The organism is Streptosporangium sp. NPDC001681 (assembly GCF_040298085.1).
Lineage (GTDB): Bacteria > Actinomycetota > Actinomycetes > Streptosporangiales > Streptosporangiaceae > Streptosporangium.
Map to the genome: position 1 here is coordinate 1 of NZ_JBEOZN010000148.1, position 22,818 is coordinate 22,818.

Annotated in this window: 21 protein-coding genes; 12 read left to right on the forward strand and 9 right to left on the reverse strand. The window is 69.2% G+C overall.

The features are described from left to right. Positions 1–112 precede the first annotated feature (112 nt). Positions 113–1,216 (reverse strand): RNA polymerase sigma factor RpoD, encoded by a 1,104-nt coding sequence (gene rpoD / locus ABT130_RS40560; RefSeq protein ID WP_386271728.1) that lies wholly within the window; start codon positions 1,214–1,216, stop codon positions 113–115. A 185-nt stretch (positions 1,217–1,401) separates the two neighbouring features. Continuing rightward, positions 1,402–3,252, reverse strand: a complete 1,851-nt coding sequence (gene dnaG / locus ABT130_RS40565) for a DNA primase (RefSeq protein ID WP_350964866.1) — start codon at positions 3,250–3,252, stop codon at positions 1,402–1,404. A gap of 224 nt (positions 3,253–3,476) precedes the next feature. Here dnaG and ABT130_RS40570 point away from each other — a divergent pair, with 224 nt between their 5' ends. After that, positions 3,477–4,310, forward strand: coding sequence for a M23 family metallopeptidase (locus ABT130_RS40570; protein WP_350964868.1), 834 nt, complete (start codon positions 3,477–3,479; stop codon positions 4,308–4,310). Positions 4,311–4,323: 13 nt separating this feature from the next. Here ABT130_RS40570 and ABT130_RS40575 read toward each other — a convergent pair whose 3' ends face one another. From ABT130_RS40575 to ABT130_RS40595, 5 genes are all read right to left on the reverse strand, one after another. After that, positions 4,324–5,556, reverse strand: coding sequence for a deoxyguanosinetriphosphate triphosphohydrolase (locus ABT130_RS40575; protein ID WP_350913362.1), 1,233 nt, complete (start codon positions 5,554–5,556; stop codon positions 4,324–4,326). A gap of 212 nt (positions 5,557–5,768) precedes the next feature. After that, positions 5,769–8,411 carry a pyruvate, phosphate dikinase gene (ppdK, locus tag ABT130_RS40580; protein WP_350913359.1) on the reverse strand — a complete coding sequence of 881 codons (2,643 nt, stop codon included), beginning with the start codon at positions 8,409–8,411 and terminating at the stop codon, positions 5,769–5,771. A 394-nt stretch (positions 8,412–8,805) separates the two neighbouring features. Beyond that, entirely contained in the window at positions 8,806–9,477 is a 672-nt protein-coding gene (locus ABT130_RS40585) for a response regulator transcription factor (RefSeq protein WP_350913357.1), read from the reverse strand. A 93-nt stretch (positions 9,478–9,570) separates the two neighbouring features. Then, complete coding sequence (locus ABT130_RS40590) at positions 9,571–10,956, reverse strand: glycine--tRNA ligase (protein ID WP_350913354.1); 1,386 nt, start codon at positions 10,954–10,956, stop codon at positions 9,571–9,573. Between the two features lie 131 nt (positions 10,957–11,087). After that, positions 11,088–11,366, reverse strand: a complete 279-nt coding sequence (locus ABT130_RS40595) for an antibiotic biosynthesis monooxygenase family protein (RefSeq protein WP_350913351.1) — start codon at positions 11,364–11,366, stop codon at positions 11,088–11,090. Between the two features lie 115 nt (positions 11,367–11,481). Here ABT130_RS40595 and ABT130_RS40600 point away from each other — a divergent pair, with 115 nt between their 5' ends. The 6 genes from ABT130_RS40600 (at position 11,482) to ABT130_RS40625 (ending at position 15,869) form a co-directional block, all read left to right on the forward strand. Continuing rightward, positions 11,482–11,871 (forward strand): DUF6703 family protein, encoded by a 390-nt coding sequence (locus ABT130_RS40600; protein ID WP_350964871.1) that lies wholly within the window; start codon positions 11,482–11,484, stop codon positions 11,869–11,871. A 197-nt stretch (positions 11,872–12,068) separates the two neighbouring features. Beyond that, on the forward strand, positions 12,069–13,040 hold the full coding sequence (locus tag ABT130_RS40605) for a metal ABC transporter substrate-binding protein (RefSeq protein WP_350964873.1): 972 nt from the start codon (positions 12,069–12,071) through the stop codon (positions 13,038–13,040). Between the two features lie 36 nt (positions 13,041–13,076). Next, positions 13,077–13,829 carry a metal ABC transporter ATP-binding protein gene (locus ABT130_RS40610; protein WP_350964883.1) on the forward strand — a complete coding sequence of 251 codons (753 nt, stop codon included), beginning with the start codon at positions 13,077–13,079 and terminating at the stop codon, positions 13,827–13,829. Further along, positions 13,826–14,659: a metal ABC transporter permease gene (locus ABT130_RS40615; protein ID WP_350913340.1), complete on the forward strand. Its 834-nt coding sequence runs from the start codon at positions 13,826–13,828 to the stop codon at positions 14,657–14,659. Before ABT130_RS40610 ends, ABT130_RS40615 begins: the two co-directional genes overlap by 4 nt. Next, the gene (locus tag ABT130_RS40620; RefSeq protein WP_350913337.1) at positions 14,656–15,063 is read left to right on the forward strand and encodes a Fur family transcriptional regulator; all 408 of its coding nucleotides are present in this window, start codon (positions 14,656–14,658) and stop codon (positions 15,061–15,063) included. The genes ABT130_RS40615 and ABT130_RS40620 overlap by 4 nt, the downstream gene beginning before the upstream one ends. A 257-nt stretch (positions 15,064–15,320) precedes the next feature. Beyond that, complete coding sequence (locus ABT130_RS40625; RefSeq protein WP_343978465.1) at positions 15,321–15,869, forward strand: CGNR zinc finger domain-containing protein; 549 nt, start codon at positions 15,321–15,323, stop codon at positions 15,867–15,869. A 63-nt stretch (positions 15,870–15,932) separates the two neighbouring features. Here the strand turns inward: ABT130_RS40625 and ABT130_RS40630 are convergent, their stop codons facing one another. Then, the gene (locus ABT130_RS40630; RefSeq protein ID WP_350913334.1) at positions 15,933–16,712 is read right to left on the reverse strand and encodes an isoprenyl transferase; all 780 of its coding nucleotides are present in this window, start codon (positions 16,710–16,712) and stop codon (positions 15,933–15,935) included. Next, the gene (recO, locus tag ABT130_RS40635; RefSeq protein ID WP_350913331.1) at positions 16,709–17,446 is read right to left on the reverse strand and encodes a DNA repair protein RecO; all 738 of its coding nucleotides are present in this window, start codon (positions 17,444–17,446) and stop codon (positions 16,709–16,711) included. Before recO ends, ABT130_RS40630 begins: the two co-directional genes overlap by 4 nt. Positions 17,447–17,623: 177 nt before the next feature. Here recO and ABT130_RS40640 point away from each other — a divergent pair, with 177 nt between their 5' ends. The 5 genes from ABT130_RS40640 to rocD all read left to right on the forward strand — a co-directional run bounded on the left by ABT130_RS40640 (position 17,624) and on the right by rocD (position 22,722). Continuing rightward, entirely contained in the window at positions 17,624–19,201 is a 1,578-nt protein-coding gene (locus ABT130_RS40640; protein WP_350964876.1) for a CDP-alcohol phosphatidyltransferase family protein, read from the forward strand. Further along, on the forward strand, positions 19,198–19,905 hold the full coding sequence (locus ABT130_RS40645) for a DUF5941 domain-containing protein (RefSeq protein WP_350913327.1): 708 nt from the start codon (positions 19,198–19,200) through the stop codon (positions 19,903–19,905). The genes ABT130_RS40640 and ABT130_RS40645 overlap by 4 nt, the downstream gene beginning before the upstream one ends. Positions 19,906–20,048: 143 nt before the next feature. Next, positions 20,049–20,546, forward strand: coding sequence for an Lrp/AsnC family transcriptional regulator (locus ABT130_RS40650; protein WP_350913324.1), 498 nt, complete (start codon positions 20,049–20,051; stop codon positions 20,544–20,546). A 126-nt stretch (positions 20,547–20,672) separates the two neighbouring features. Then, positions 20,673–21,467 (forward strand): dimethylargininase, encoded by a 795-nt coding sequence (ddaH, locus tag ABT130_RS40655; protein WP_350964879.1) that lies wholly within the window; start codon positions 20,673–20,675, stop codon positions 21,465–21,467. 43 nt (positions 21,468–21,510) lie between these two features. Further along, a complete protein-coding gene (rocD, locus tag ABT130_RS40660; protein WP_350964881.1) occupies positions 21,511–22,722 on the forward strand; it encodes an ornithine--oxo-acid transaminase in 1,212 nt (403 codons plus the stop codon). Positions 22,723–22,818 lie beyond the last annotated feature (96 nt).

Genomic DNA, 22,818 nt, shown 5'->3' on the forward strand with positions numbered 1-22,818 from the left:
GGTCAGCGCGGGCTTGGGGAAGTCCTCGTAGACCTCCCGCCAGTCGCGGATGCGGACGTCCACCGGGCGGCGCGTCGGCAGCTCTCGTCCGTGAGCCGCGCCGTACGGCTCCTCAGTCGAGGTAGTCGCGGAGCATCTGCGCCCTTGTCGGGTGGCGTAGCTTGGCGAGGGTCTTCGACTCGATCTGACGGATGCGCTCGCGCGTCACGCCGAACTCCCTGCCGACCTCCTCCAGCGTCCGGGGGTGGCCGTCCGCGAGCCCGAAGCGCAGCTGGATGATGCGCTGTTCCCGATCTGAGAGCGTCGCGAGGATGTCGTCGAGCTGGTCCTGCAACATGATGAAGGCCGCCGCCTCCATCGGGACCACCGCGTCCGCGTCCTCGATGAAGTCACCGAGGTCGGAGTCCTCCTCACCGATCGGCGACTGGAGCGAGACCGGCTCCTGGGCGATCCGCTGGATCTCGATCACCCTGTCGATCGGCAGGTCCATCTCCAGGGCGATCTCCTCGGGCGCGGGCTCGCGGCCGAGGTCCTGGTGGAGCTGGCGCTGGACACGCACCAGCTTGTTGATCGTCTCGACCATGTGCACCGGAATCCGAATGGTGCGCGCCTGGTCCGCGATGGCCCTGGTGATCGCCTGGCGAATCCACCAGGTGGCATATGTGGAGAACTTGTAGCCCTTGGTGTAGTCGAATTTCTCGACCGCCCGGATGAGCCCGAGGTTGCCCTCCTGGATGAGATCCAGGAACAGCATGCCGCGCCCCACATATCTTTTGGCGATTGACACGACCAGCCGCAGATTGGCCTCGATCAGCCGCTGCTTGGCCCGCGTGCCCTGCCAGGCGAGTTCCTTGAACTCCGGGAAGACCAGGCGTGAGACGACGCTGGTCAGCTTGTCCTCGGCGAACAGGCCCGCCTCGATGGACTTGGCGAGCTCCACCTCCTCCTCGGCCGTGAGCAGGGGCACACGACCGATCTCCCGCAGGTAGATCCGGACGAGATCGCTGGTAGGAGCCCTTTTCCCGATATCCTCCTCATCGGACCGGGCGGGTTCCTCGTCGCTCTGGGGCTCGAGGACCTCCACTCCGTGCTCGGCGAGCATGCGGACGACGCGTTCAAGCGCGTCGGACGGCAGCTCGGACTTGTCGAGAGCGGCGGCCACGTCATCGACCGTGACGCTTCCGCGCTCCCTTCCCTTCGTGACGAGGTCGGCCACCTGGTCTACCGATGGCGGCCCACTTGGCAGCACCGATGCACCCACGGGAGACAGTCTGCTGTATTGGGTCCCCTAAATGGCAGACCTATTTTTGTCACCGAAGGTAAGGCTGCGATCATTATCGAATTGAGACCTTATTCGGGTTTGGTGGAATCGCCTCGCGGATATTAAAGCCAATTACGCGATCAGCTCGCGGCGGCGCGTTCCCTCAGCACGCGCCGCTGCTGCTCGAGCGCGACCAGTTCCGCGTACAGCCGCTTGTACTCCTCCGGTTCCTCGACGGGATTGGTCCGCTCCATGCGTGATTTGAGCTGATCGAGCACGCGGGTGACGGCGATCAGTTCGAGTGCCACCAGCAGCCCCGCCGCGTACCGTTCCTCGCTCGTCAGGTCGGCGCGGATCTCCTCGACCGCGAAACGGGTCAGGAGCCCTCTCAGGGAGTCGCTCACGCCGTTCAGCAACCGGTCCACCCACTCTCGCCCACCGGCTCCGGCCGCCGCCGTGCCGCCCGCGTCGGCGATGAGCTTGTAGAGGGCGAGATGCTCGGGAAGGGTGAACGCCTCCCCGCCCATCACGTCGAACTCCGGGCCGAGCAGCGCGGGACGCTGCACCGCCAGTTTGAGAACCTCGGCCTCGGTCCTGACGGTGGGATCGGTCAGGTCCGCGACCTTCCTCGGCCTGGCCTTCTGACGGGGACCCGGCTGTGCCCGCAGGGACACCTCCATGATCCGGTCCAGCACGAAGCTCTCGTCGTTGAAACCGAGCCAGCGGTCCAGGCTCACCGCGTACAGCTTGCGCAGCCCCTGGTCCTTGATCCGGGCCACGATGGGCGCCGCGGCGTCGAGTCCGGCGAGCCGCCCCTCGTTGGTGCTCGCGTCGTAGCGGGAGATCACGCTGCGAATGGCGAAGGCGAACAGCGGCTCCCGGCCGGCGATCAGGTCGCGCACGGCCGCCTCGCCGTGCCTGATGCGCAGGTCGCACGGGTCGAGCCCGTCCGCCTGCACCGCCACGAAGGTCTGGGTGGCAAACTTCTGCTCGTCGGCGAAGGCGCGCAGCGCCGCCTTCTGCCCGGCGGAGTCACCGTCGAAGGTGAAGACCACCTCGCCCTGGGAGCCCGTGTGGTCGAGCAGCAGCCGCCGGAGCACCTTGATGTGCTCCTCGCCGAACGCGGTGCCGCAGGTGGCCACCGCCGTCGGCACGCCCGACAGGTGGCAGGCCATCACATCGGTGTAGCCCTCGACGATCACGGCCTGGGAGCGCTTGGAGATCTCGCGTTTGGCCAGGTCGACACCGTAGAGAACCTCGCTCTTCTTATAGAGCGGGCTTTCCGGGGTGTTCAAATACTTCGGCCCGTCTTCGGCGTCGTTCAACTTCCGCGCGCCGAAACCAATGACATCGCCGGTTATATCGCGAATAGGCCAGACCAGCCGTCCTCGGAAGCGGTCGATCGGGCCGCGCCGCCCCTCCTTGGCCAGCCCTCCCTTGATCAGTTCCGCGCTGGTGAACCCTTTGGCCATCAGGTGCCGCGAGAGCGCCTCCCACTCGGCCGGGGCGTACCCGACGCCGAAACGCTCGGCGTCGACCCGCTCGAACCCGCGCTCCGACAGGAACCTGCGCCCGATCGCGGCGTCGGGCGCGGACAGCTTCGAGGCGTAGAACTCGGCCGCCGCCCGATGGGCCTCGATCAGGCGGGTGCGCTCGCCCTGCTCGCGTCCCGGGACGTATCCGCCCTGCTCGTAGCGGAGCTGGATGCCCGCCCGGCCGGCCAGCCGCTCGACCGCCTCGCCGAACGACAGGTGCTCCAGGCGCCGGACGAAGGTGATGACGTCACCGCCCTCGGCGCAGCCGAAGCAGTACCAGTACCCCCGGGTGGGGGTCACGTTGAACGACGGGCTCTTCTCCTCGTGGAAGGGGCAGAGCCCTTTCAGGTTGCCGCCGCCCGCGTTGCGGAGCTGGATGTGCTCGCCCACGATGTCGGCGATCGGTGAGCGCTCCCGTACGAGCGCGATGTCCTCGTCACTGATCCGGCCTGCCACGCCGCGAGTCTAGTCCGGCCCCCCGACAGGTCGGAGCAGTCGGCCCGGTCCGCCTCCGGACGGGTGGCAGCGGTGCCGCCGGGACGGGAGGGACAGGAGGAACGATGACTTTCCCGAAGCGGTCGTGACCAACCATGACGTCGGTTACAAAGGTAAAGGCGGATTCTCGATAATGTACGCGGGTGGAGATCATGCGATCGGGGCATATAGCACGATTGGCCGCTGTGACAGGTGCGGTACTCGTCACCGGAGCCTGCGCGTCGCCGGGTGGGGTGGCGGGCATCGGCACGGCGGCTCCGAGCTTCGAGTCCGAGGCTGCCGCCGGGGCACCGGCCTCGGTCACCGCGACCATGCCCGAGGCGACGCCGACCCCCGCCCCGCAGACGGCGGTCGACCGTCCCAAGGCCGACCCCCCGGTGCGGGTTCCACCGCCGAAGGTTTCCGAACACAGCTATGTCTTCCCGGTGAAGGGCTGCTCGGTCAACTACCAGAGCAGGCTTCTGGTACTGCCCAAGACCACGATCTGGGCGGCCAAGGGCTGCTCCTTCGTCTCGCCGGTGAACGGCGTGGTCGACGAGGTCAACGTCAAGAACCGCTGGAAGCCGTCCACCGATCGCGGCGCCGACCGTGAGGGGCGCTTCGTCACGGTCATCGGCGACGACGGCGTGCGCTACCTGGGCGGCCACCTGGACAAGGTGGCCCCGGAGGTCCGGCCGGGGCTGCGCGTCAGCGCCGGCCAGGTCCTGGGCCAGATCGGCAACTCGGGCAACGCCCGCTCCACGGCCAGCAACCTCTATTTCGCGATCTCCTGGAAGGCCGATCCCTCGCTGTGGTGGGTCCGCCGGGGCATGGTCAAGCCGTGGGACTATCTGGACGCCTGGCTGAAGGGCAACCCCACGCTCTCTCCGGCCGACGAGATGCGGGCCGTGATGAACCGGACCGGGGCGGCTCCCAGGTGCGTCACCCTCTGCGCGTCGAAGCCGGCGCCGACGAAGAAGCCCACCAAGAAGCCGGAAGAGCCCGAGGAGCAGGAGCAGATCACACTGGGCGGCGGCTGAGCGCGACAGCGGGTCAGTGACCCGCCAGGTGGCGGTGCCAGGCGACCGCGGAGGTGTCGGTGAGCGAGGCGATCTGGTCGATGACCACGCGGAGCCGATCGGCGTTCCCCGCCGCCCTGGTGAAGGCGGGCCTGAAAGCCGGTTCCAGGGTGCCGGGGGCACCCAGCATGATCTGGTGGGCCAGGTCGTGGATCAGCTCGCGCTGCCTGGCCTGGTTGGCGTTGTGCGCGTCGCTGGCCATCACGTAGTGGGCGGTGACCCCCTTCAGCAGCGCGCACTCCAGCCGGGTGGCCCTGGGCACGATCAGGTCGGCGCTGTAGCGCCCGGCGGCCGGGCCGTACGCCTCGCGGGTGGCCACCTCGGCGGACCTGCAGAAGTGGCCGATGAGCGAGCTGGTGAGTCCCTTGATCGCGGCGAGGTCGGCGAGCGAGCGGTCGAAGTGGCGGGGCCAGAGCGGCTGGGTGATCAGGCGCCCGAAGAGATCCTCCAGTTCGCCGGGCTCCGCGTCGGGGGCGTACCACTCGCGGGTGGTCGCGCAGACCTCCCGGCGCTCCGCCGGGTCGCGCATCGCCTCCAGCACCACGTTGCCCGAGTGGAGCGCGTCTTCCAGGTCGTGCACGGAGTAGGCGACGTCGTCGGCCCAGTCCATGATCTGGGCTTCGAAGCTGACCCGTCCCTCGGGTGCGCCCTCCCTGATCCACTCGAAGACCGGCAGGTCATCGTCGTAGACGCAGTACTTGGCACTTCTTTCCCTGGTCCACGGGTATTTGACCGCCGCGTCCAGAGCGGCGCGGGTGAGGTTGAGGCCGGCGCTACGGCCGTCCTCGGTGACCACCTTGGCCTCCAGCCGGGTCAGCAGGCGCAGGCTCTGCGCGTTGCCCTCGAAGCCGCCGCACCCGGCGGCGAGTTCGTTGAGCGCCGTCTCCCCGTTGTGGCCGAACGGCGGGTGGCCGAGGTCATGGGCCAGGCAGGCGGTCTCCACCAGGTCGGGGTTCCTGCCCAGCGCCTCACCCATCTCCCGGCCGATCTGCGCGCACTCCAGCGAGTGGGTAAGGCGGGTTCGGGGGATGTGCTGGCCGCTGCCGAAGGTCTCTCCCGGGCCGACGACCTGGGTCTTGGCGGCGAGCCGCCGCAGCCCGGCGCTGTGCAGCACGCGTGCCCGATCACGCCCGAACGGGTTTCTGCCGGGGTTGCCGGGAGGTTCCGGCACCCACCTGACCTGGTCGTGTTCGTCATAGCCATGCATAAGTGCAGTGATTTTATCCGCGAAAGGAGAGCACTATGCGGAACGGCGAGAAAACACCTGGTTACCGGGACCCGTGACCTTTGCCCCGGCTCGTACCGGACCCCGGGGCCGCCCCGGCGCGGTGGGACGACCACGGGGCCCGACTCCGCGGGTGTCGCCTCCGGCGGTGCCGGAGGCGGCACACCCGCGAAGTTCCGGGGGAGATCCGGAGGTCAGCGAGTGTCGGATCCGGCGCGGGCCAGGGTGGCGCGAGCGGCCTCCAGCCGGGCGACCGGGACACGGAACGGCGAGCAGGACACGTAGTCCAGACCCATCTGGTGGCAGAAGTGGATCGAGTCGGGGTCTCCGCCGTGCTCGCCGCAGATGCCCAGCTTCAGGTCGGGCCGGACCTTGCGGCCCTCCTCCGCGGCGATGCCGACGAGCCTGCCGACGCCGTCACGGTCCAGGGTCTCGAACGGGGAGACACCGAAGACGCCAAGCTCGAAGTACTTGGAGAAGAACGCGGCCTCGACGTCGTCGCGAGAGAAACCCCAGGTCATCTGGGTCAGGTCGTTGGTGCCGAAGGAGAAGAACTGGGCGGCCTCGGCGATCTGGCCGGCGGTCAGCGCCGCGCGCGGCACCTCGATCATCGTGCCGATCAGCGCCTCGACCCCGGCCTCGGCAAGGATCTTCCGCGCCTCGTCCTTGACGTGCTCCAGCTCCTGGACCGCGGCCACGAGCGGAATCATGATCTCCGCGCGGCTGCCGGGCACGGCCTTGGCCGCCGCCGCGATCGCCCGGACCTGCATGGCGAACACGCCGGGGATGACCAGGCCGAGCCGGACACCGCGCAGGCCCAGCATCGGGTTCTGCTCGTGGAGCCGCTTGAGCGCGGCCAGCAGTTCGCGGTCCTTCTTCTCCGCCCCGTCGCCCGCGAGGGCGACCTTCACCGACAGCTCGGTGAAGTCGGGCAGGAACTCGTGGAGCGGCGGGTCGATCAGGCGGATCGTGACGGGCAGCCCCTCCATCGCCTGGAAGATCCCCGTGAAGTCCGCCCTCTGCAGCGGTTCCAGCGCGGCCAGTGCCCGCTCACGCCCCTCCTCGGAGGTGGCCAGCACCAGGTCCTCGACCAGGCTGCGACGCTCGCCGAGGAACATGTGCTCGGTACGGCAGAGCCCGATGCCCTGGGCACCGAACCTGCGCGCCCTGGCGGAGTCCTCGGCGTTGTCGGCGTTGGCGCGCACGGCCATCCGGCGTACCTCGTCGGCGTGGGACATGATCCGGTGCACGGCGCCGACGAGCTCGTCGTCCTGGTCGCCCACCCCCTCGAAGTACTCCACGATCGGAGAGGGGACCACGGGCACCTCACCGAGGTAGACGGTCCCGCTGGTGCCGTCGATGGAGATGACGTCACCCTCGGAGACCACGATGCCGGAAGACGTGGTGAACCTGCGGTCCTTGACCGAGACCTCCAGTTCCTCGGCCCCGCAGACGCAGGTCTTGCCCATGCCCCTGGCGACCACGGCGGCGTGCGAGGTCTTGCCGCCGCGGCTTGTCAGGACGCCCTGGGCGGCGATCATCCCGGCCAGGTCGTCGGGGTTGGTCTCCCTGCGGACCAGGATGACCGCCTCTCCCCGCGCGGCGAGTTCGACGGCCCGCTCGGTGGAGAAGACGGCCTTGCCGACGGCCGCGCCCGGTGAGGCGTTCATCCCCTTGGCGATCACCTCGCCGCCGGAGTCGGCGGCGAAGCGGGGGAACATGAGCTGGGCGAGCTGGTGGCCGGTCACCCGGGTCACGGCCTCGTCGAGGTTGATCAGCCCCTGGTCGGCGAGCTGCACGGCGATGCGGAAGGCCGCGCCCGCGGTCCGCTTGCCCACCCGGGTCTGGAGCATCCAGAGCCTGCCGCGCTCGACGGTGAACTCGATGTCGCACAGGTCCCGGTAGTGGTTCTCCAGCGTCTCCATGATCCGCATGAGCTCGTCGTAGACGGCCTTGTCGAGGCTCTCCAGCTCCTGCAGCGGCATGGTGTTGCGGATGCCCGCGACCACGTCCTCGCCCTGGGCGTTCTGCAGGTAGTCGCCGTAGACGCCCTGCTGTCCCGAGCCGGGGTCGCGGGTGAAGGCCACACCGGTTCCGGAGTCCATGCCGCAGTTGCCGAAGACCATCGAACAGACGCTGACCGCAGTGCCCAGGTCGGCCGGAATGCGTTCCTGACGGCGGTAGAGGACGGCTCGCGGGGCGTTCCACGACTTGAACACGGCCTCCACCGCCATGCTCATCTGCCGGTGGGGGTCCGCGGGGAAGTCCTCGCCGGTCTGGGCACGGACGATGTCCTTGTAGGTCGCGACCAGGCGCCGGAAGTCGGCCGCCTCCAGCTCCAGGTCGTGGCGGCCGGCCTTGAGCTCCTCCAGGGCCTCGTCGAAGAGCTCACCGTCGATGCCCTGGACGGTCTTGCCGAACATCTGGATGAGGCGCCGGTAGGAGTCCCAGGCGAAACGCTCGTTGCCACTCGCCTGCTTGGCCAGTCCGTGGACCGATTCGTCGTTCAGACCGATGTTGAGAACGGTCTCCATCATGCCGGGCATGGAGAACGCGGCCCCCGAGCGCACGCTCACCAGGAGTGGGTCGTCGGCCTGGCCCAGTCGGCGCCCCATCTTGGCCTCCAGCGCGGCCAGGTGCGCGGAGACCTCCTCCCGCATTCCCTCGGGAATGACCCCGTCCCGCAGGAAGTTCTGGCATGCCTCGGTGGTGATGGTGAAGCCGGGGGGAACCGGCAACCCGAGATTGGTCATCTCCGCGAGGTTTGCCCCCTTACCTCCGAGCAGACCCTTGAGATCTTTGTTGCCCTCGGTGAAGTCGTAAACGTACTTGGGCACGGTTGCTCCTTCTTCGACTTCAAAACCGGCGTCTGATTCCGCCTCCCTGCGGACTCTACCGACGAACAAGACGACGAAACGGCACCCATCAGGCAACACTGCATTTTCCCAGCTCAGAGCAGGTGAACCGGTCTAATCCAATTCAAATCTGGGCCAAATACGCGATGATATTGATCACTTCGGAAACCGGCTCCCGCCAATTGGTGTAAACCAATTTCTCCGGCTTCAACGCCGTTCACGGCAGGCTCGGCGACCGGCCGGGCATCAACTACACCGCCGCATGACTCGGGTTTTTCATACAGAACTGTGGTAGGGGGGAGCCGCCTCAGGATCCCTCTCACAGCTACATCGCCACATAAATCGGGCTTTTCATACAGAGTCGCGGGGAACGGCCTCAGGAGCCCTCCCGCAGCCGGTACCCCCTACTGATCACGGTCTCGATCACGCCCTCGGCGCCGAGCTTGCGTCGCAGATTGCCCACCGTCACCCGCACGGTGTTGGTGAAGGGGTCGGCGTGCTCGCCCCAGACGTGCTCGAGCAGTTCCTCCGCCGAGACCACGTGCCCGCAGCGGGCCATCAGGTAGCGCAGCACGCCGAACTCCTTCGGGGTGAGCCCCAGCTCCCGTCCCCGCGCCCGGGCCTCGGCCCTGGAGATGTCCAGCCGCAGGTCCCCCACCTGCAAGATCGCGGTGTCGTCGCCCTGCTCCCGGTGCGGCAGCGCGCGCACCCTGGCCAGCAGTTCGGGAAAGGCGAACGGTTTGACCAGGTAGTCGTCGGGCCCCTCGTCCAGCCCGAGAAGCCGGTCGTCCAGCCGGTCCCGCGCGGTCACCATGATGATCCGCGCGGTCCGGCCGTGGGCGGTCCGCCGCAGCGCGCGGCACAGCTCGAAGCCGTCACGGCCGGACAGGTCGAGGTCGAGCAGGACCACGTCGTACGGGTCGGCCTGCAGCCTCTCGGCGGCCTGCGCCGTGTCCCGGGCGACGCAGACCGCGTAACCAGCCCGGACGAACCCCACCCGCAGGGCTTCGACCAGGTCTTCCTCATCCTCGACAACGAGCAGTCGCATGGTACGAACCTAGATCGTGCACGGCCCGAAACCCGGCTGCCACCACCGTCCCCGCCCCCGTCGCTCCCGTGTCGTCGCGGGGCGGGCCTTTCCTCAGTCGTTGAGGTGCTGGCGGAGGTAGGACTCGACCTGGTCGAGGGCCACCCGCTTCTGGGCCATCGAGTCACGCTCGCGGATGGTCACCGCCTGGTCGTCGAGAGTGTCGAAGTCGACGGTGATGCAGAACGGCGTGCCGATCTCGTCCTGGCGGCGGTAGCGGCGGCCGATCGCGCCCGCGTCGTCGAACTCGACGTTCCACCGGCGGCGGAGCTGGGCGGCCAGGTCCTTGGCCTTGGGCGACAGGTCGGCGTTGCGCGACAGCGGGAGCACCGCGACCTTGACCGGCGCGAGCCGGTGGTCGAGCCGCATGACCGTGCGCTTCTCCATGACGCCCTTGGCGTTGGGCGCCTCGTCCTCGGTGTAGGCGTCGATCAGGAAGGTGAGCGTGGCGCGGTCGACACCGGCGGCCGGCTCGATCACGTACGGGACGTAGCGCTCGCCGGTGTCCTGCTCGAAGAAGCTGAGGTCGGTGCCGGAGGCCTTGCCGTGCGCGGTCAGGTCGAAGTCCGTGCGGTTGGCGACGCCCTCGAGCTCGCCCCACTCACTGCCGGTGAAGTTGAAGCGGTACTCGATGTCGACGGTCCGCTTGGAGTAGTGCGACAGCTTCTCCTGCGGGTGCTCGTAGATACGCAGGTTGTCGGGGTTGATACCCAGGTCGGTGTACCAGCGGAAGCGCTCGTCGATCCAGTACTGGTGCCATTCCTCGTCGCTGCCCGGCTTGACGAAGAACTCCATCTCCATCTGCTCGAACTCGCGGGTACGGAAGATGAAGTTGCCCGGGGTGATCTCGTTACGGAACGACTTGCCGATCTGGCCGATACCGAACGGGATCTTCCTGCGCGCCGACTGCTGCACGTTGAGGTAGTTGATGAAGATGCCCTGGGCGGTCTCCGGCCGCAGGTAGGCGAGGCCCGACTCGTCCTCGACCGCGCCGAGGTAGGTCTTCAGCAGGCCGCTGAACTGCTTGGGCTGGGTGAAGGAGCCCTTGTTACCGCAGTTGGGGCAGGTGATGTCGGCCAGGCCGTTGACGGGGTCCTTCCCGTGCTTCTCGCTGTACGCCTCTTCGAGGTGGTCGGCGCGGTAGCGCTTGTGACACGCCTGGCACTCGGTCAGCGGGTCGGTGAAGGTGTCCACGTGACCGCTGGCCTGCCACACCTCGCGGGCCAGAATCACACAGGAGTCGAGACCGACCACGTCGTCACGGCCCTGCACCACGGTCTTCCACCACTGCCGCTTCACGTTGTTCTTGAGCTCCACGCCCAGTGGACCGTAGTCCCACGACGCGCGCAGGCCGCCGTAGATCTCGCTGGAGGGATACACAAGACCGCGCCGCTTGGCGAGGCTGACGATGGTGTCCATGATGTCGGTACGGCGTGCCATAAGGGAAAATCTCCATCCGGCTGGAGGTCGGCGAGGAATTGATTGAACATCCAGCTTAGGGGAGACGGACCCTCGGGACGTGCGGATAAACCATGACGCCCGCCTCACTCCGGCAAAGCTTCCGCCGAACCTCAGGGACGGTCGACGTCCTCGAACGCGCTCGGCTCGTTGATCATGAGCGTCATCAGCGGATACATCGCCATCCGTGCCGCGCCCAGCGCCCTGCGGTAGAACCCGGCGCCCTCCCACTCGCTGACCAGCGCCCACAGCTCCGGCTCGTCCACCGATCTCGACACCCTGCCGCGCAGGTACCCCGGCTGCCCGGCCAGGGTGTCGACGATCTCGTGGGCCCTGGCCAGGAACTCCTCGGTCTGGCCGGGCGGCACCGAATAACGGATGACAGCGAGCATCCGCCCAGCATGCCAGAGCCCGCCTCCGGCCCCGTACCGGGCGGGGCGAGAGCCGCGGTGTCGTACCGGGCATCGGGGCGTGTCGCGGCGGGGGCTGTGGCGTTAGGCTCGGCCTGTGGCCGACAAGCACGGGAAACGCCCCGCACATCCGCTGGCACAGCCCCGGCGCCCGCGAGGCGGGCGTCCGCTGCCCGCGGGCGAGCAGTTCTTCACACCGGGGGCGACCGGGCTGCGAAAGAAGGCCGAGCGGCGCAGCGCGGCCCCGCTGGTCTTCCTGTTCCAGCTCCCCCGCTGGATCGCCCCGGTGGTGCTGGTGATCCTCCTGCTGACCGGCTTCGCGGTGACCTCCTTCTGGGGTGGCGTCGCGGTGCTTCCGGTGATCGGGTTCGTCGGCTGGCTCGCCTACATGTCGTGGCCGTCCCTGGGGACCGGGGGCCGTCTGCTGCGCATCGCGCTGCTCACCTTCCTGATCCTGCTCGCCGCCGACCGCTTCGGCGCCTTCTGACGCCGCCCGGCCCTCGCCGCGCGCACCGCGCTCCCGGGCTCCGCGGCGCCCGTACGTCGCGGGCACCCGGCGCGTGAAGCCGTCGCACCGGGGGCGACCGGGCTGACGCGGAAACCGCCCCCGTCCGCCGGGCCAGCGATCATCGAGCCCACAGGTGATTTTGACAACCATTTTCATTTGCGCGCATACTGGATGACATGATGTCCGAGTCCTCCCGACGTATCCGCATACGTAATGCGAGCCTGGTCGTGGCCGCCGCCTTTGTCGCCACCGCCTGCGGCGCCGAAATCGGCTCGGCCGGTGAATCGCCCGGGGGGGCGTCAGGCGTCTCCGCGGCGGGCAAGCCCGTCGTCACCGCGGCCATGTATCCCCTGCAGTGGCTCGCCGAGCAGGTCGGCGGCCCCGACGTGACGGTCACCGGCCTGACCAAGCCCGGCGTCGAGCCACACGACCTGGAGCTGTCCCCGCTCCAGGTGGCCGGGTTGCAGGAGACGAGCCTCGTCGTCTACATCAAGGGCATCCAGCCCGCCGTGGACGAGGCGGTCGAACAGCACGCCGCCGACCGGAGCTTCGAGGTGGCCTCCTCGGTCCCGACCCTGCCCGCGGCCGGGGAGGAGGGCCACGAAGGCGAGGAGGAGCACGGCCACGAGGAGGTCGACTACGACCCCCACCTCTGGCTCGACCCGGCCCGCTTCGCGACGGTCGCCACCCGGCTCGGCGAGAGGCTCGCCGCAGCCGACCCCGCGCACGCGCAGGGCTACCGGGAGCGGGCCGCCGAAACCGCGGCCGGCCTCACCGCCCTGGACGGCGAGCTGGCCAAGGGCCTGGCCACCTGCTCCTCCCGCGCGATCGTCACCAGCCACGCCGCGTTCGGCTATCTCGCCAACCGCTACCGGCTCCACCAGGTCGGCATCAGCGGAATCGATCCCGAGGCCGATCCCTCTCCCGCCCGCCTCGCTGAAGTGGCAAAAGTGGCCAAGCAGGAGAAAGTGACTACGATTTTCACCGAGACCCTCGTCAGCCCCAAGGTCGCCGAGGTTCTCGCCCAGGAGGTCGGTGCGAAGACCGCGGTCCTCGACCCGGTCGAAAGCCAGCCGGCGAACGGCGACTACCCGTCCGCCATGCGCCGGAACCTTGAAGTCCTCCAATCTGCGCTCAGCTGCTCGTAAGGGCCACACGTGACATCCAGCAAAACGGTTTTCACCATGAGCGGCGGCCAGGTCAACCTGGACCGCCGCCCGGTGCTCCGCGGGATCGACCTGTCCGTCGAGCCCGGCGAGGCGGTGGCCGTACTCGGCGCGAACGGGTCGGGGAAGTCCACCCTCATCCGCGCCCTGCTCGGCCTCATCCCCCTGTCCGGCGGCGAGACCCTGCTGTACGGCAGGCCTCCCGCCCGGTTCCGCGAGTGGTGGCGGATCGGCTACGTGCCCCAGCGGCTCTCGGTGGGCGGCGGCGTGCCGACCACGATCCGCGAGGTCGTCGCCTCGGGACGGATCGCCAGGCAGCGGCGCCTGCGGCCGACCAGCGCGGCCGACCGGGAGGCGACGGGCCGGGCGCTGGCCGCCGTCGGCCTGGCCCATCGCGCCGCCGACCCGGTGCAGGCCCTGTCCGGCGGCCAGCAGCAGCGGGTGCTGATCGCCCGCGCCCTCGCCGGGGAGCCCGACACCTTCGTCATGGACGAACCCACCGCCGGCGTCGACTCCGAGAGCCAGAAGCTCCTCGCCGAGACCCTGTCCGTGCTCGTGGAACAGGGCAAGACGGTCCTGCTGGTCGCGCACGAGCTCGGCCCGCTGGAACCTCTGATCACCCGCGCGGTGGTCCTGCGGGACGGGTACGTCTGCCACGACGGCCCGCCGCCCCACGCCGTCGGCGCCCACGCGCTGCCCGGCCACGACCACGTGCACCCGCACGCCGAGAAGGAGCCGGTGAGCCCGCTCGACTGGAGACCCACGTCGTGATCGAGCTTCTGCAGTTCGACTTCATGCGGCGGGCGCTGATCGCCGCCCTCCTCGTCGGCCTGGTCGCGCCCGCCATCGGCACGTTCATGGTCCAGCGCCGCCTGGCCCTGCTGGGCGACGGCATCGGGCACGTCGCGCTGACCGGCGTGGCCCTGGGCTTCCTGACCGGGACCGCCCCGGTGCTGACCGCCGTGCTGGTCTCCGTGCTCGGCGCCGTGGCCATCGAACTGGTCCGCGCGCGCGGCAGGACCAGCGGTGACGTGGCACTCGCGCTGCTGTTCTACGGCGGCATCGCCGGGGGCGTACTGCTCATCTCGCTGGCCCCGGGCGGCAGCAACGCCACCTTGACGTCCTACCTGTTCGGCTCGATCAGCAGCGTTCCCGTCGAGGACGTGTGGGTGATCGGCCTGCTGGCGGCGGCGGTCCTCGGCGTGCTGGCCGTCTTCGGGCGGGAGCTCTACGTGCTCTGCCAGGACGAGGAGGTCGCCAGGGCCGGCGGCCTGCCGGTCCGCTTCCTCAGCCTGCTGATCGCCGTGACCGCCGCGCTGACCGTGGTCATCGCCATGCGCGTGGTGGGACTGCTTCTGGTCAGCGCGCTGATGGTGGTGCCGGTGGCGACCAGCCAGCAGCTCACCCGAGGTTTCACGAGCACGATGCTGCTTTCCATGCTTTTCGGGATGATCTCCACGGTCGGCGGCCTGACCTCCTCCTTCTACGTCGAGGTCCCGCCGGGCGCGGTCATCGTGATCGTTGCTCTCACGGGGTTCGTCCTCGCCCTCGGGCTCGGTAGATTCATACGCCGAAGTCGACCTCAGGAGTCCAGCCCATGAGCAACAGGCGTGACGCCGTCCACGCGGTCCTCCGTCAGAGTGAGGGTTTCCGCAGCGCGCAGGACGTCTACGCGGAGATGCGCGCGGAAGGCGCCAAGATCGGACTGACCACCGTCTACCGGGCGCTCCAGGCGCTCGCCGACACCGGTCACGTCGACGTGCTGAGAACCGACGACGGCGAGTCGGTCTACCGGGCGTGCGCCAGCGGCGACCACCACCACCACCTGGTCTGCCGCACCTGCGGCCGTACGGTGGAGGTGGCCGGACCCGCGGTGGAGCGCTGGGCCGAGGCCATCGGCTCCGAGCACGGGTTCACCGAGATCACCCACACCCTGGAGATCTTCGGGACCTGCACCGTCTGCTCCACAGCCGCCAAACCGGCCCGTACGCCGAGCCGCGCCTGAGCCCGCCGGGATCCCCTGGCGGGCCGGGTCCCGGGTGACCGATCCGCGCCCGGAGCACCGCACCGGGCGACACGGCGCACGCGGCGGGGCGCACCGGACGCAGCGCCGCTGAAGATCACGCCCGCCGGGTGCTCACATGGCACGCCATCGCGATGTGAGCGCGAGAGAGAAGGCACGAAGGTCCACCGGAGAGATACGCTTCCGACACGGCAAGCCACCGCGAGCCCACGCTGTAACCGCTTCCTACAGGAGTCAACATGCCATTCGGACATGACATGGTGCACTCACTCGCCACCGCGGTCGACCTGGTCAACACCTCCCCCTCCACCGGAGGCGAGGACACCCTTACCGATCTGCGGGAGCTCGGCGACTTCGTGGCACGCTGGGAGGTCAGCGGGATCGGTGAACTGGACGCCGCCGACCTGGCCCAGGTGCGCGCCCTGCGCGAGGCCTTCCACAAGGTCTTCACCGCCCCGGACCAGCCCACCGCGGTCATCCGGCTCAACACCCTGCTGAGCGGGACCCGCATCACCCCGCGCCTGGCGGAGCACGACGGCCACCCCCTGCACGTCCACTACTTCGCGCCGGACGCCTCACTCCACGAGCACCTGGCGGCCGACATCGGGGTCGCCCTGGCCCACCTGCTCGTCGAGGACGAGTGGGAGCGCCTGCGCACCTGCTCGGCGCCGGACTGCGACCACGTCTTCGTGGACGAGTCGCGCAACCGCTCGCGGGTCTACTGTGACAGCCGCACCTGCGGGAACCGGATGCACGTGGCCGCCTATCGCGCGCGACGCCGGGCCTGACGTCACTCTCCGCGTTCGACCGGGCGCACCTGGCGGCGTGTCGAGGGCGCCCGGGACACGCCGTTATTCCGCGACCACGTTCGGCACGGCTCCGCCGTACCTCCTGTCGCGCTTGGCGTACGTCTCGCAGGCCTCCCACAGATCACGGCGGTCGAAGTCGGGCCAGAGGCGGTTGAGGAAGACCATCTCGGCGTACGCCGTCTGCCAGATCAGGAAGTTGGAGATGCGCTGCTCGCCGGAGGAGCGCACGAACAGGTCGACGTCGGGGATCTGCGGCTCGTCCAGGTAGCGGGCGAAGGTCTCCTCCTTCACCCTGCCCGGCTTGACCTTCCCCTCGGCGATGTCCTGCGCCAGGCGCAGGGCGGCGTCCACGATCTCGGCACGGCCGCCGTAGTTGACGCAGAACTGCAGGGTCAGCTTGGAGTTGCCCTCGGTCATCTGCTCGGCGTCGCGCAGTTCCTGGATGACGCTCCGCCACAATCGTCCGGGGCGGCCCGCCCAGCGGACCCGCACGCCCATCGCGTGGAGCTGATCCCTGCGGCGGCGGATGACGTCGCGGTTGAAACCCATCAGGAAGCGGACCTCGTCAGGGGAGCGCTTCCAGTTCTCCGTGGAGAAGGCGTAGGCCGACAGGTAGGGGATGCCGAGCTCGATCGCGCCCTCGATCACGTCGAAGAGCGACGCCTCGCCCGCCTTGTGCCCCTCGGTACGGGGCAGGCCCCGCTGCTTGGCCCACCGGCCGTTGCCGTCCATCACGATCGCCACGTGCCGCGGCACGAGGTCACGCGGGATCGCGGGCGGGGTTGCGCCGGAGGGGTGCGGGACGGGCGGGCGGACGTTCACGTGGCGAGCTCCCTTTCTACGTGTCGGAGAGAGCGTATGCCGTGTTCCAGGTGCCACTGGAGGTACGCGGCGACCAGACCGCTGCACTCGGCCCGGTGCCTGGGCCCCGAGGCGTCGGCGGTGGGCCAGTCCCCCTTGAGGAGCGCGACCATCAGGGCCAGGGTCTCCCCCTCGGGCACCGCCGCGCCCGCGGGACGGCAGGCCCCGCACACCACGCCGCCGGCCACGATGGCGAAGGCCCGCACCGAGACCGCCTTGCAGCGGGCGCAGGCCTCCAGGGCGGGGGCGTAACCGGCGACCGCGAGAGAGCGCAGGAAGTAGGCGTCCAGCACGAGCCTGGCCTCGTGGGCGCCGGAACCGAGCGTGCGCAGGCCGCCGACCAGCAGCAGGAACTGGCGAAGGGCCGGCTCCTTCTCTCCCATGATCAGACGGTCGGCGGTCTCCAGCATCGCGGTTCCCGCCGTGTAGCGCGGGTAGTCCGCGACGAGCGGCCGGCCGTACGGCTGGATGGTCTCGGCCTGGGTGATCACGTCGAGGGTGCGGCCGGTGTGCAGCTGGAGATCGACATGGGTGAACGGTTCGAGCCGGCTGCCGAATCGTGATGTCGTGCGCCGGACGCCCTTGGCGACCCCCCGGATCTTGCCCATCCGCCGGGTCAGGACCGTGACGATGCGATCGGCCTCGCCCAGCTTGTGGGTGCGCAGCACGATGCCGTCATCACGGTACAGACTCACCCGCACAGTGTAGCGGGGGCGCGGGACGGTTCACTTGGCAGAGGTGCAACCATGATCAAACGACACGGATAGATCACTGGTGCGTGTTGTTCGCCCAAAACTCACTAAACTTTGGCCTCTGACGCAACGTATCCTCCGCTACACCGCCTCACACCCGTCTCCGCACGAAAGGGTGCCATGCCCCGCGTGGTCCTGCTGGGCTCATCGCCCGGCCCCTATGCCGCTACCGGCCAGGCGACGCCGCCCGCCGCGTTGACCCTGCCCGCGCTTGCCGGCTGCCCCACGGTGATCGGCAAGCTGCACGGCCAGCTCGCCTCGCTCGACTCCGAGCCGGTGACGATCGCCCGATCGAGCGAGGCCGCCGCCTACCGCGGTTTCCCCGGCAGGCTCGTCGAGACCTCCGACCTGGCCGGCGACCTGCGCGCCCTGGCCGACGCGGTCGAGGACGCCACCGAGAACCTGCTCATCCTGCCCGCCAACTCGCTGATCCACGACGAGCTGATCTACCAGATCACCAAGTCGAAGCGCGGGGCGCTCGCGCTGATCGTCAGGGAGCCGCGGGAGGAGGACGAGAACGGCGACGCCATCGTCCCCGACGTCCCGATCGACGAGGCGCAGCCGGAGATCGGCGACCGGAGGCTGGAGGACCTGCCCGTCCGGGTACGCGCCCGCAGGTCCCGCATCATCTCGGTGGGCTCGGCCTTCCATGCGGTGACCAGGCCCAACGCGGTCCTGCTCGGCCCGCTGCACCTGCACCACAAGCACGCGCCCGTCCTCGCCGAGGCCGCCCGCGAGCTGGCCGACATGGCCCACCTGCTGGGCCCCGACGACGACCTGGTCCAGTTGCTGGTCCTGGGCCTGGTCCGCAAGGGCGTCTCGGTCGGCGTCCGCGGCCGCCGGGACCTGTTCTACCGCCGGGTGTCCACTCCCGAGCAGGCCACCGAGGCGCCGGCGGAGATGGCCACGTTCGACGAGGACCGGGCCAGGCTGAACAACGCGGTGAAGGGCGCCGACGGTTTCTTCACCACCTATTTCGTCAGCACCTACTCCCGGTTCATCGCCCGCTGGGCGGCCAGGCGGGGGCTGACCCCCAACCAGGTCACGCTGATCTCGATCGCGCTGGGTGTGGCCGCGGCGCTCTGCTTCGCCACCGGCGAGCGGGCCGGGATGGTCGCGGGCGGTGTGCTGATCTACTTCGCCTTCGTGTTCGACTGCGTGGACGGCCAGGTGGCGCGGTACGCCCGCAAGTTCGGCGTGCTCGGGGCGTGGCTGGACGCGACCTTCGACCGGTTCAAGGAGTACGTGGTCTTCGCCGGTCTGGCGGTCGGCGCGGCGGTCTCAGGTGTGGGCGACGTGTGGACGCTGGCGCTGATCGCGCTCGGCGTGCAGTCCATCAAGCACCTGCTCGACTTCTCCTACGGCGCGGCGAACCGGCGCAAGCCCCCGTCGCCGCTGCCCTCGGTGCCGCTGTCGGTCAGTGCCGACACCGGCCTTCGCCAGGCGCTGGAGCAGCGCAGGGTCGCCCAGGCCGGCGGGATCCGCAACCTGCTGAGGATGTGGGGCAGGGCCGGCAGGTTCCGGGCCGTGCACTGGGCCCGCAAGATGATCGTGTTCCCCATCGGTGAGCGCTTCGCCGCCATCGCGATCGTCAGCGCCCTGTTCGACGCCAGGGTCACCTTCCTGACACTGATCATCTGGGGTGGCATCGGCGCCGCCTACTCGCTCACCGGACGCCTGATGAGGTCTCTCGCATGATCACCCAGCCACAGACCATCCCCGCTCCGGACCCGTACGAGGAGCGGCTGCGCATCCAGACCGCGCGGCTGCTCGCCTACCGCGACGACGGCCCGCTGGTGACGCTGCTGCGGGACAAGGTCGGACCCGGGCTGCCCCCGGTGCCCGCCACGCTCGCCGCGCTGCTGGCGATCATCGCGATGGCGGTGACCGGGATGCTGGTGGACGGGCCGATCCTGCTCGTCCCGGTGCTGATCATGATCGTCCTGGTGCTGCCCACCGCGGCCCGCGACCATCTCGGCAAGCTCGACTGGCTGGCGCCGCCGCTGATCCGCGGGGCCGAGTTCCTCGCGATCATCCTGATCGGCCTGGCGGCCGACGCGCCCAAGTGGCTGCTGTACGTGCTGATCTACGTGATCGGCTACCACACCTACGACACGGTGTACCGGACGCGGCAGAGCATCTGGCCGGCCCCCTGGGTCTTCCGGGCCGGCCTGGGCTGGGAGCTCAGGCTGCTGCTGATCGGCGCCGGTGCCGCGCTGGGCGTGCTGACCTGGGTGCTGGCCGCGCTCACCGTCTACCTCGGGGTGCTGTTCGCCGTCGAGAGCGTGACGAGCTGGGTCGGCCTGGACAAGCAGACGGCGCTCGCCCAGGCGGGCGACGACCTGGAGGCGTCCCCCGAGGAGGCCCAGGAACAGGCCACCGGCGAGGCCGAGCAGACCTGACCGGAAACCGCACACCTGGCGGATGCCGCCGGACAGGTCACCTGTCCGGCGGCATTTCCATTCATCAGCAGGACCGGGGGTGACCGCGGGTCGCCACCACTCGCCGTGAGCCCGGACGGACCCGAAGCGATATACAGGTCAGCGTGGAACTGGACAGGCTGGATCGCGACATCATCGGGGCGCTCGTCGAGGACGCCCGAGCCACATACGCGGAGATCGGACAGCGCGTGGGCCTGTCGGCGTCGGCGGTGAAACGCCGGGTGGACCGGCTGCGCGAGACCGGTGCCATCACCGGGTTCACCGCCAGGGTGGAGCCCGCGGCGCTCGGCTGGACCACCGAGGCCTACGTGGAGCTGTTCTGCGCGGGGAAGACCTCGCCATCGGAGATCGGAGTGGCCATCGGCCGCCATCCCGAGGTGGTCTCGGCGTGCACCATCACCGGCGAGGCCGACGCGCTGCTGCACGTCAGGGCCACCGATGTGCGGCACGTGGAGAGGGTGATCGAGCGCATCGCCTCGGAGCCGTTCGTGGTGCGGACCAAGAGCTCCATCGTGCTCTCCCGGCTGATCGAGGCACCGCTCATGACCTCGCGCGGCGAACCGTTCGTCGCCCCGCACAACGAATCACCGTTCATCGCCTGAAGCGCGCAAGAAACCCGCGCCAGAACGCAAGGGCAAGCTCTTGGCCTGCGAGAACACCGTTTCCTAGGCTGATGTCGCCGCCATTGGGCCGGCATTTCACTCACGACCTTCGATACGGGGTTATTCATGACGAGGCACTACCTCATGTGTCGGCCCGACCACTTCACGGTTGAGTACGCGATCAACCCGTGGATGCATCCCGAGGCCGGAGCCGACCGTGAGGTGGCGATCAGGCAGTGGGAGACGCTCAGGAGCGCCTACCAGGAGCTCGGTCACCGCGTCAGCCTCATCGACCCGGTGGAGGGCCTGCCGGACATGGTCTTCGCCGCCAACGGGGCGCTGGTGGTCGGCGGCCGCGTGTACGGCGCGCGGTTCGCCCACCCGCAGCGGGCGGCCGAGGGCCCCGCCTACCTGGACTGGTTCGTCGACAACGGCTACCAGCGGGTCCGCGAGGCGACCTTCACCAACGAGGGCGAGGGGGACTTCCTCACCCTCGACCACCTGGTGCTGGCCGGCACCGGCTTCCGCACCGACATCACCGCTCACAAGGAGGCCCAGGAGTTCCTCGGCCGGCCGGTGGTCACCCTGCAGCTGGTGGATCCGCGGTTCTACCACCTGGACACCGCCCTCTTCCCGCTAAACGGACACAACGTGGCATACTTCCCAGGGGCTTTCTCCCCTGGAAGCCAGGAGGTGCTCCGCTCTCTCTTCCCCGACGCCATCATCGCGAGTGAGGACGACGCCTCCGTGCTGGGCCTCAACGCGGTCAGCGACGGCACCAACGTGGTGATCAACGTCGAGGCCGCCAACCTCCAGCTGGAGCTCAAGCGCCGGGGCTTCGAGGTCGTCCCCGTGGACCTGTCGGAGCTCCGCAAGGCCGGGGGCGGTCCGAAGTGCTGCACGCTGGAGATCAGGGGATAGTGCCGGGCGAAACGGCCACGGACCAAGGAGGGGCGGATATCGAATGACCAGCACGGACGACTTCATCGAGCTCAGCGAGCGCCGCAGCGCTCACAACTACCATCCCCTGCCCGTCGTGATATCCGAGGCGCAGGGCGCCTGGGTGGTCGACGTGGAAGGCAGGCGGTTCCTGGACTGCCTGTCCGGCTACTCCTCGCTGAACTTCGGGCACGGCAACCCGAAGATCATCACAGCGGCCCAGGAGCAGCTGTCCAGGCTCACCCTGACCAGCCGGGCCTTCTTTCACGACCAGTTCGCCACCTTCGCCGCCGGGCTGGGCGACCTCACCGGCAAGGACATGGTCCTGCCGATGAACACCGGCGCCGAGGCCGTGGAGACCGCGATCAAGGTGGCCCGCAAGTGGGGCTACGAGGTCAAGGGGGTGGCCGCCGAGCAGGCCAACATCATCGTGATGGAGGACAACTTCCACGGTCGCACCACCACGATCGTCAGCTTCTCCACCGACCCCGACGCCCACGACGGCTTCGGCCCGTACACCCCCGGCTTCAAGATCGTAAAGTACGGCTCCGTCGAGGCGATCCACGAGGCCATCGACGCCAACACCGTCGCGGTGCTGCTGGAGCCCATCCAGGGCGAGGCCGGCGTGCTGGTCCCGCCGGACGGGTACCTCACCCAGGTCCGCGAGTTGTGCACCGCGGAGAACATCCTGATGATCGCCGACGAGATCCAGTCGGGTCTGGGCCGCACCGGCGACACCTTCGCCTGCGACCACGAGGGCGTCGTCCCCGACATCTACGTGCTGGGCAAGGCCCTGGGCGGCGGCGTCGTCCCGGTCTCGGCGATCACCGCGAACGAGGACGTGCTCGGCGTGATCAGGCCGGGGCAGCACGGCTCCACCTTCGGCGGCAACCCCCTCGCCTGCGCGGTCGCGAACGCGGTCATCGAGATGCTCGGCACCGGCGAGTACCAGGCGCGGGCCAGGGAGCTCGGCGAGGTCATGCACGAGAGGCTGCGCGGCCTGATCGGCCAGGGCGTGGTCACCGTCCGCGGGCGCGGCCTGTGGGCGGGCGTCGACATCGACCCGTCCCTGGCCAGCGGGCGCGAGGTCTCCAAGGCGCTCATGGCCCATGGCGTCCTGGCCAAGGACACGCACGGCTCGACCGTCCGTCTCGCCCCGCCGATCGTCATCTCCGAGGAGGACCTCGTCTGGGCGATCGACCAGCTCGGTGCCGTCCTCGCCGAACTGGCGGAGTGAGCGCATCATCCTCGCCGTGATGGTCACTGCCGCAAGCCTGTCCGACAACGTCATCGGAATACGACTGCTCGACCGGGCCTAAAACAGCTACCCGAC

What these genes read in the sequence shown, in the direction of transcription:
- ABT130_RS40575 (WP_350913362.1), bottom strand. Translation starts at nt 5,556, where the DNA reads ATGCATGGCTATGACGAACACGACCAGGTCAGGTGGGTGCCGGAACCT.
- ABT130_RS40585 (WP_350913357.1), bottom strand. Translation starts at nt 9,477, where the DNA reads ATGCGACTGCTCGTTGTCGAGGATGAGGAAGACCTGGTCGAAGCCCTG.
- ABT130_RS40590 (WP_350913354.1), bottom strand. Translation starts at nt 10,956, where the DNA reads ATGGCACGCCGTACCGACATCATGGACACCATCGTCAGCCTCGCCAAG.
- ABT130_RS40595 (WP_350913351.1), bottom strand. Translation starts at nt 11,366, where the DNA reads ATGCTCGCTGTCATCCGTTATTCGGTGCCGCCCGGCCAGACCGAGGAG.
- ABT130_RS40605 (WP_350964873.1), top strand. Translation starts at nt 12,069, where the DNA reads ATGATGTCCGAGTCCTCCCGACGTATCCGCATACGTAATGCGAGCCTG.
- ABT130_RS40610 (WP_350964883.1), top strand. Translation starts at nt 13,077, where the DNA reads ATGAGCGGCGGCCAGGTCAACCTGGACCGCCGCCCGGTGCTCCGCGGG.
- ABT130_RS40620 (WP_350913337.1), top strand. Translation starts at nt 14,656, where the DNA reads ATGAGCAACAGGCGTGACGCCGTCCACGCGGTCCTCCGTCAGAGTGAG.
- ABT130_RS40625 (WP_343978465.1), top strand. Translation starts at nt 15,321, where the DNA reads ATGCCATTCGGACATGACATGGTGCACTCACTCGCCACCGCGGTCGAC.
- ABT130_RS40640 (WP_350964876.1), top strand. Translation starts at nt 17,624, where the DNA reads ATGCCCCGCGTGGTCCTGCTGGGCTCATCGCCCGGCCCCTATGCCGCT.
- ABT130_RS40645 (WP_350913327.1), top strand. Translation starts at nt 19,198, where the DNA reads ATGATCACCCAGCCACAGACCATCCCCGCTCCGGACCCGTACGAGGAG.
- ddaH (WP_350964879.1), top strand. Translation starts at nt 20,673, where the DNA reads ATGACGAGGCACTACCTCATGTGTCGGCCCGACCACTTCACGGTTGAG.
- rocD (WP_350964881.1), top strand. Translation starts at nt 21,511, where the DNA reads ATGACCAGCACGGACGACTTCATCGAGCTCAGCGAGCGCCGCAGCGCT.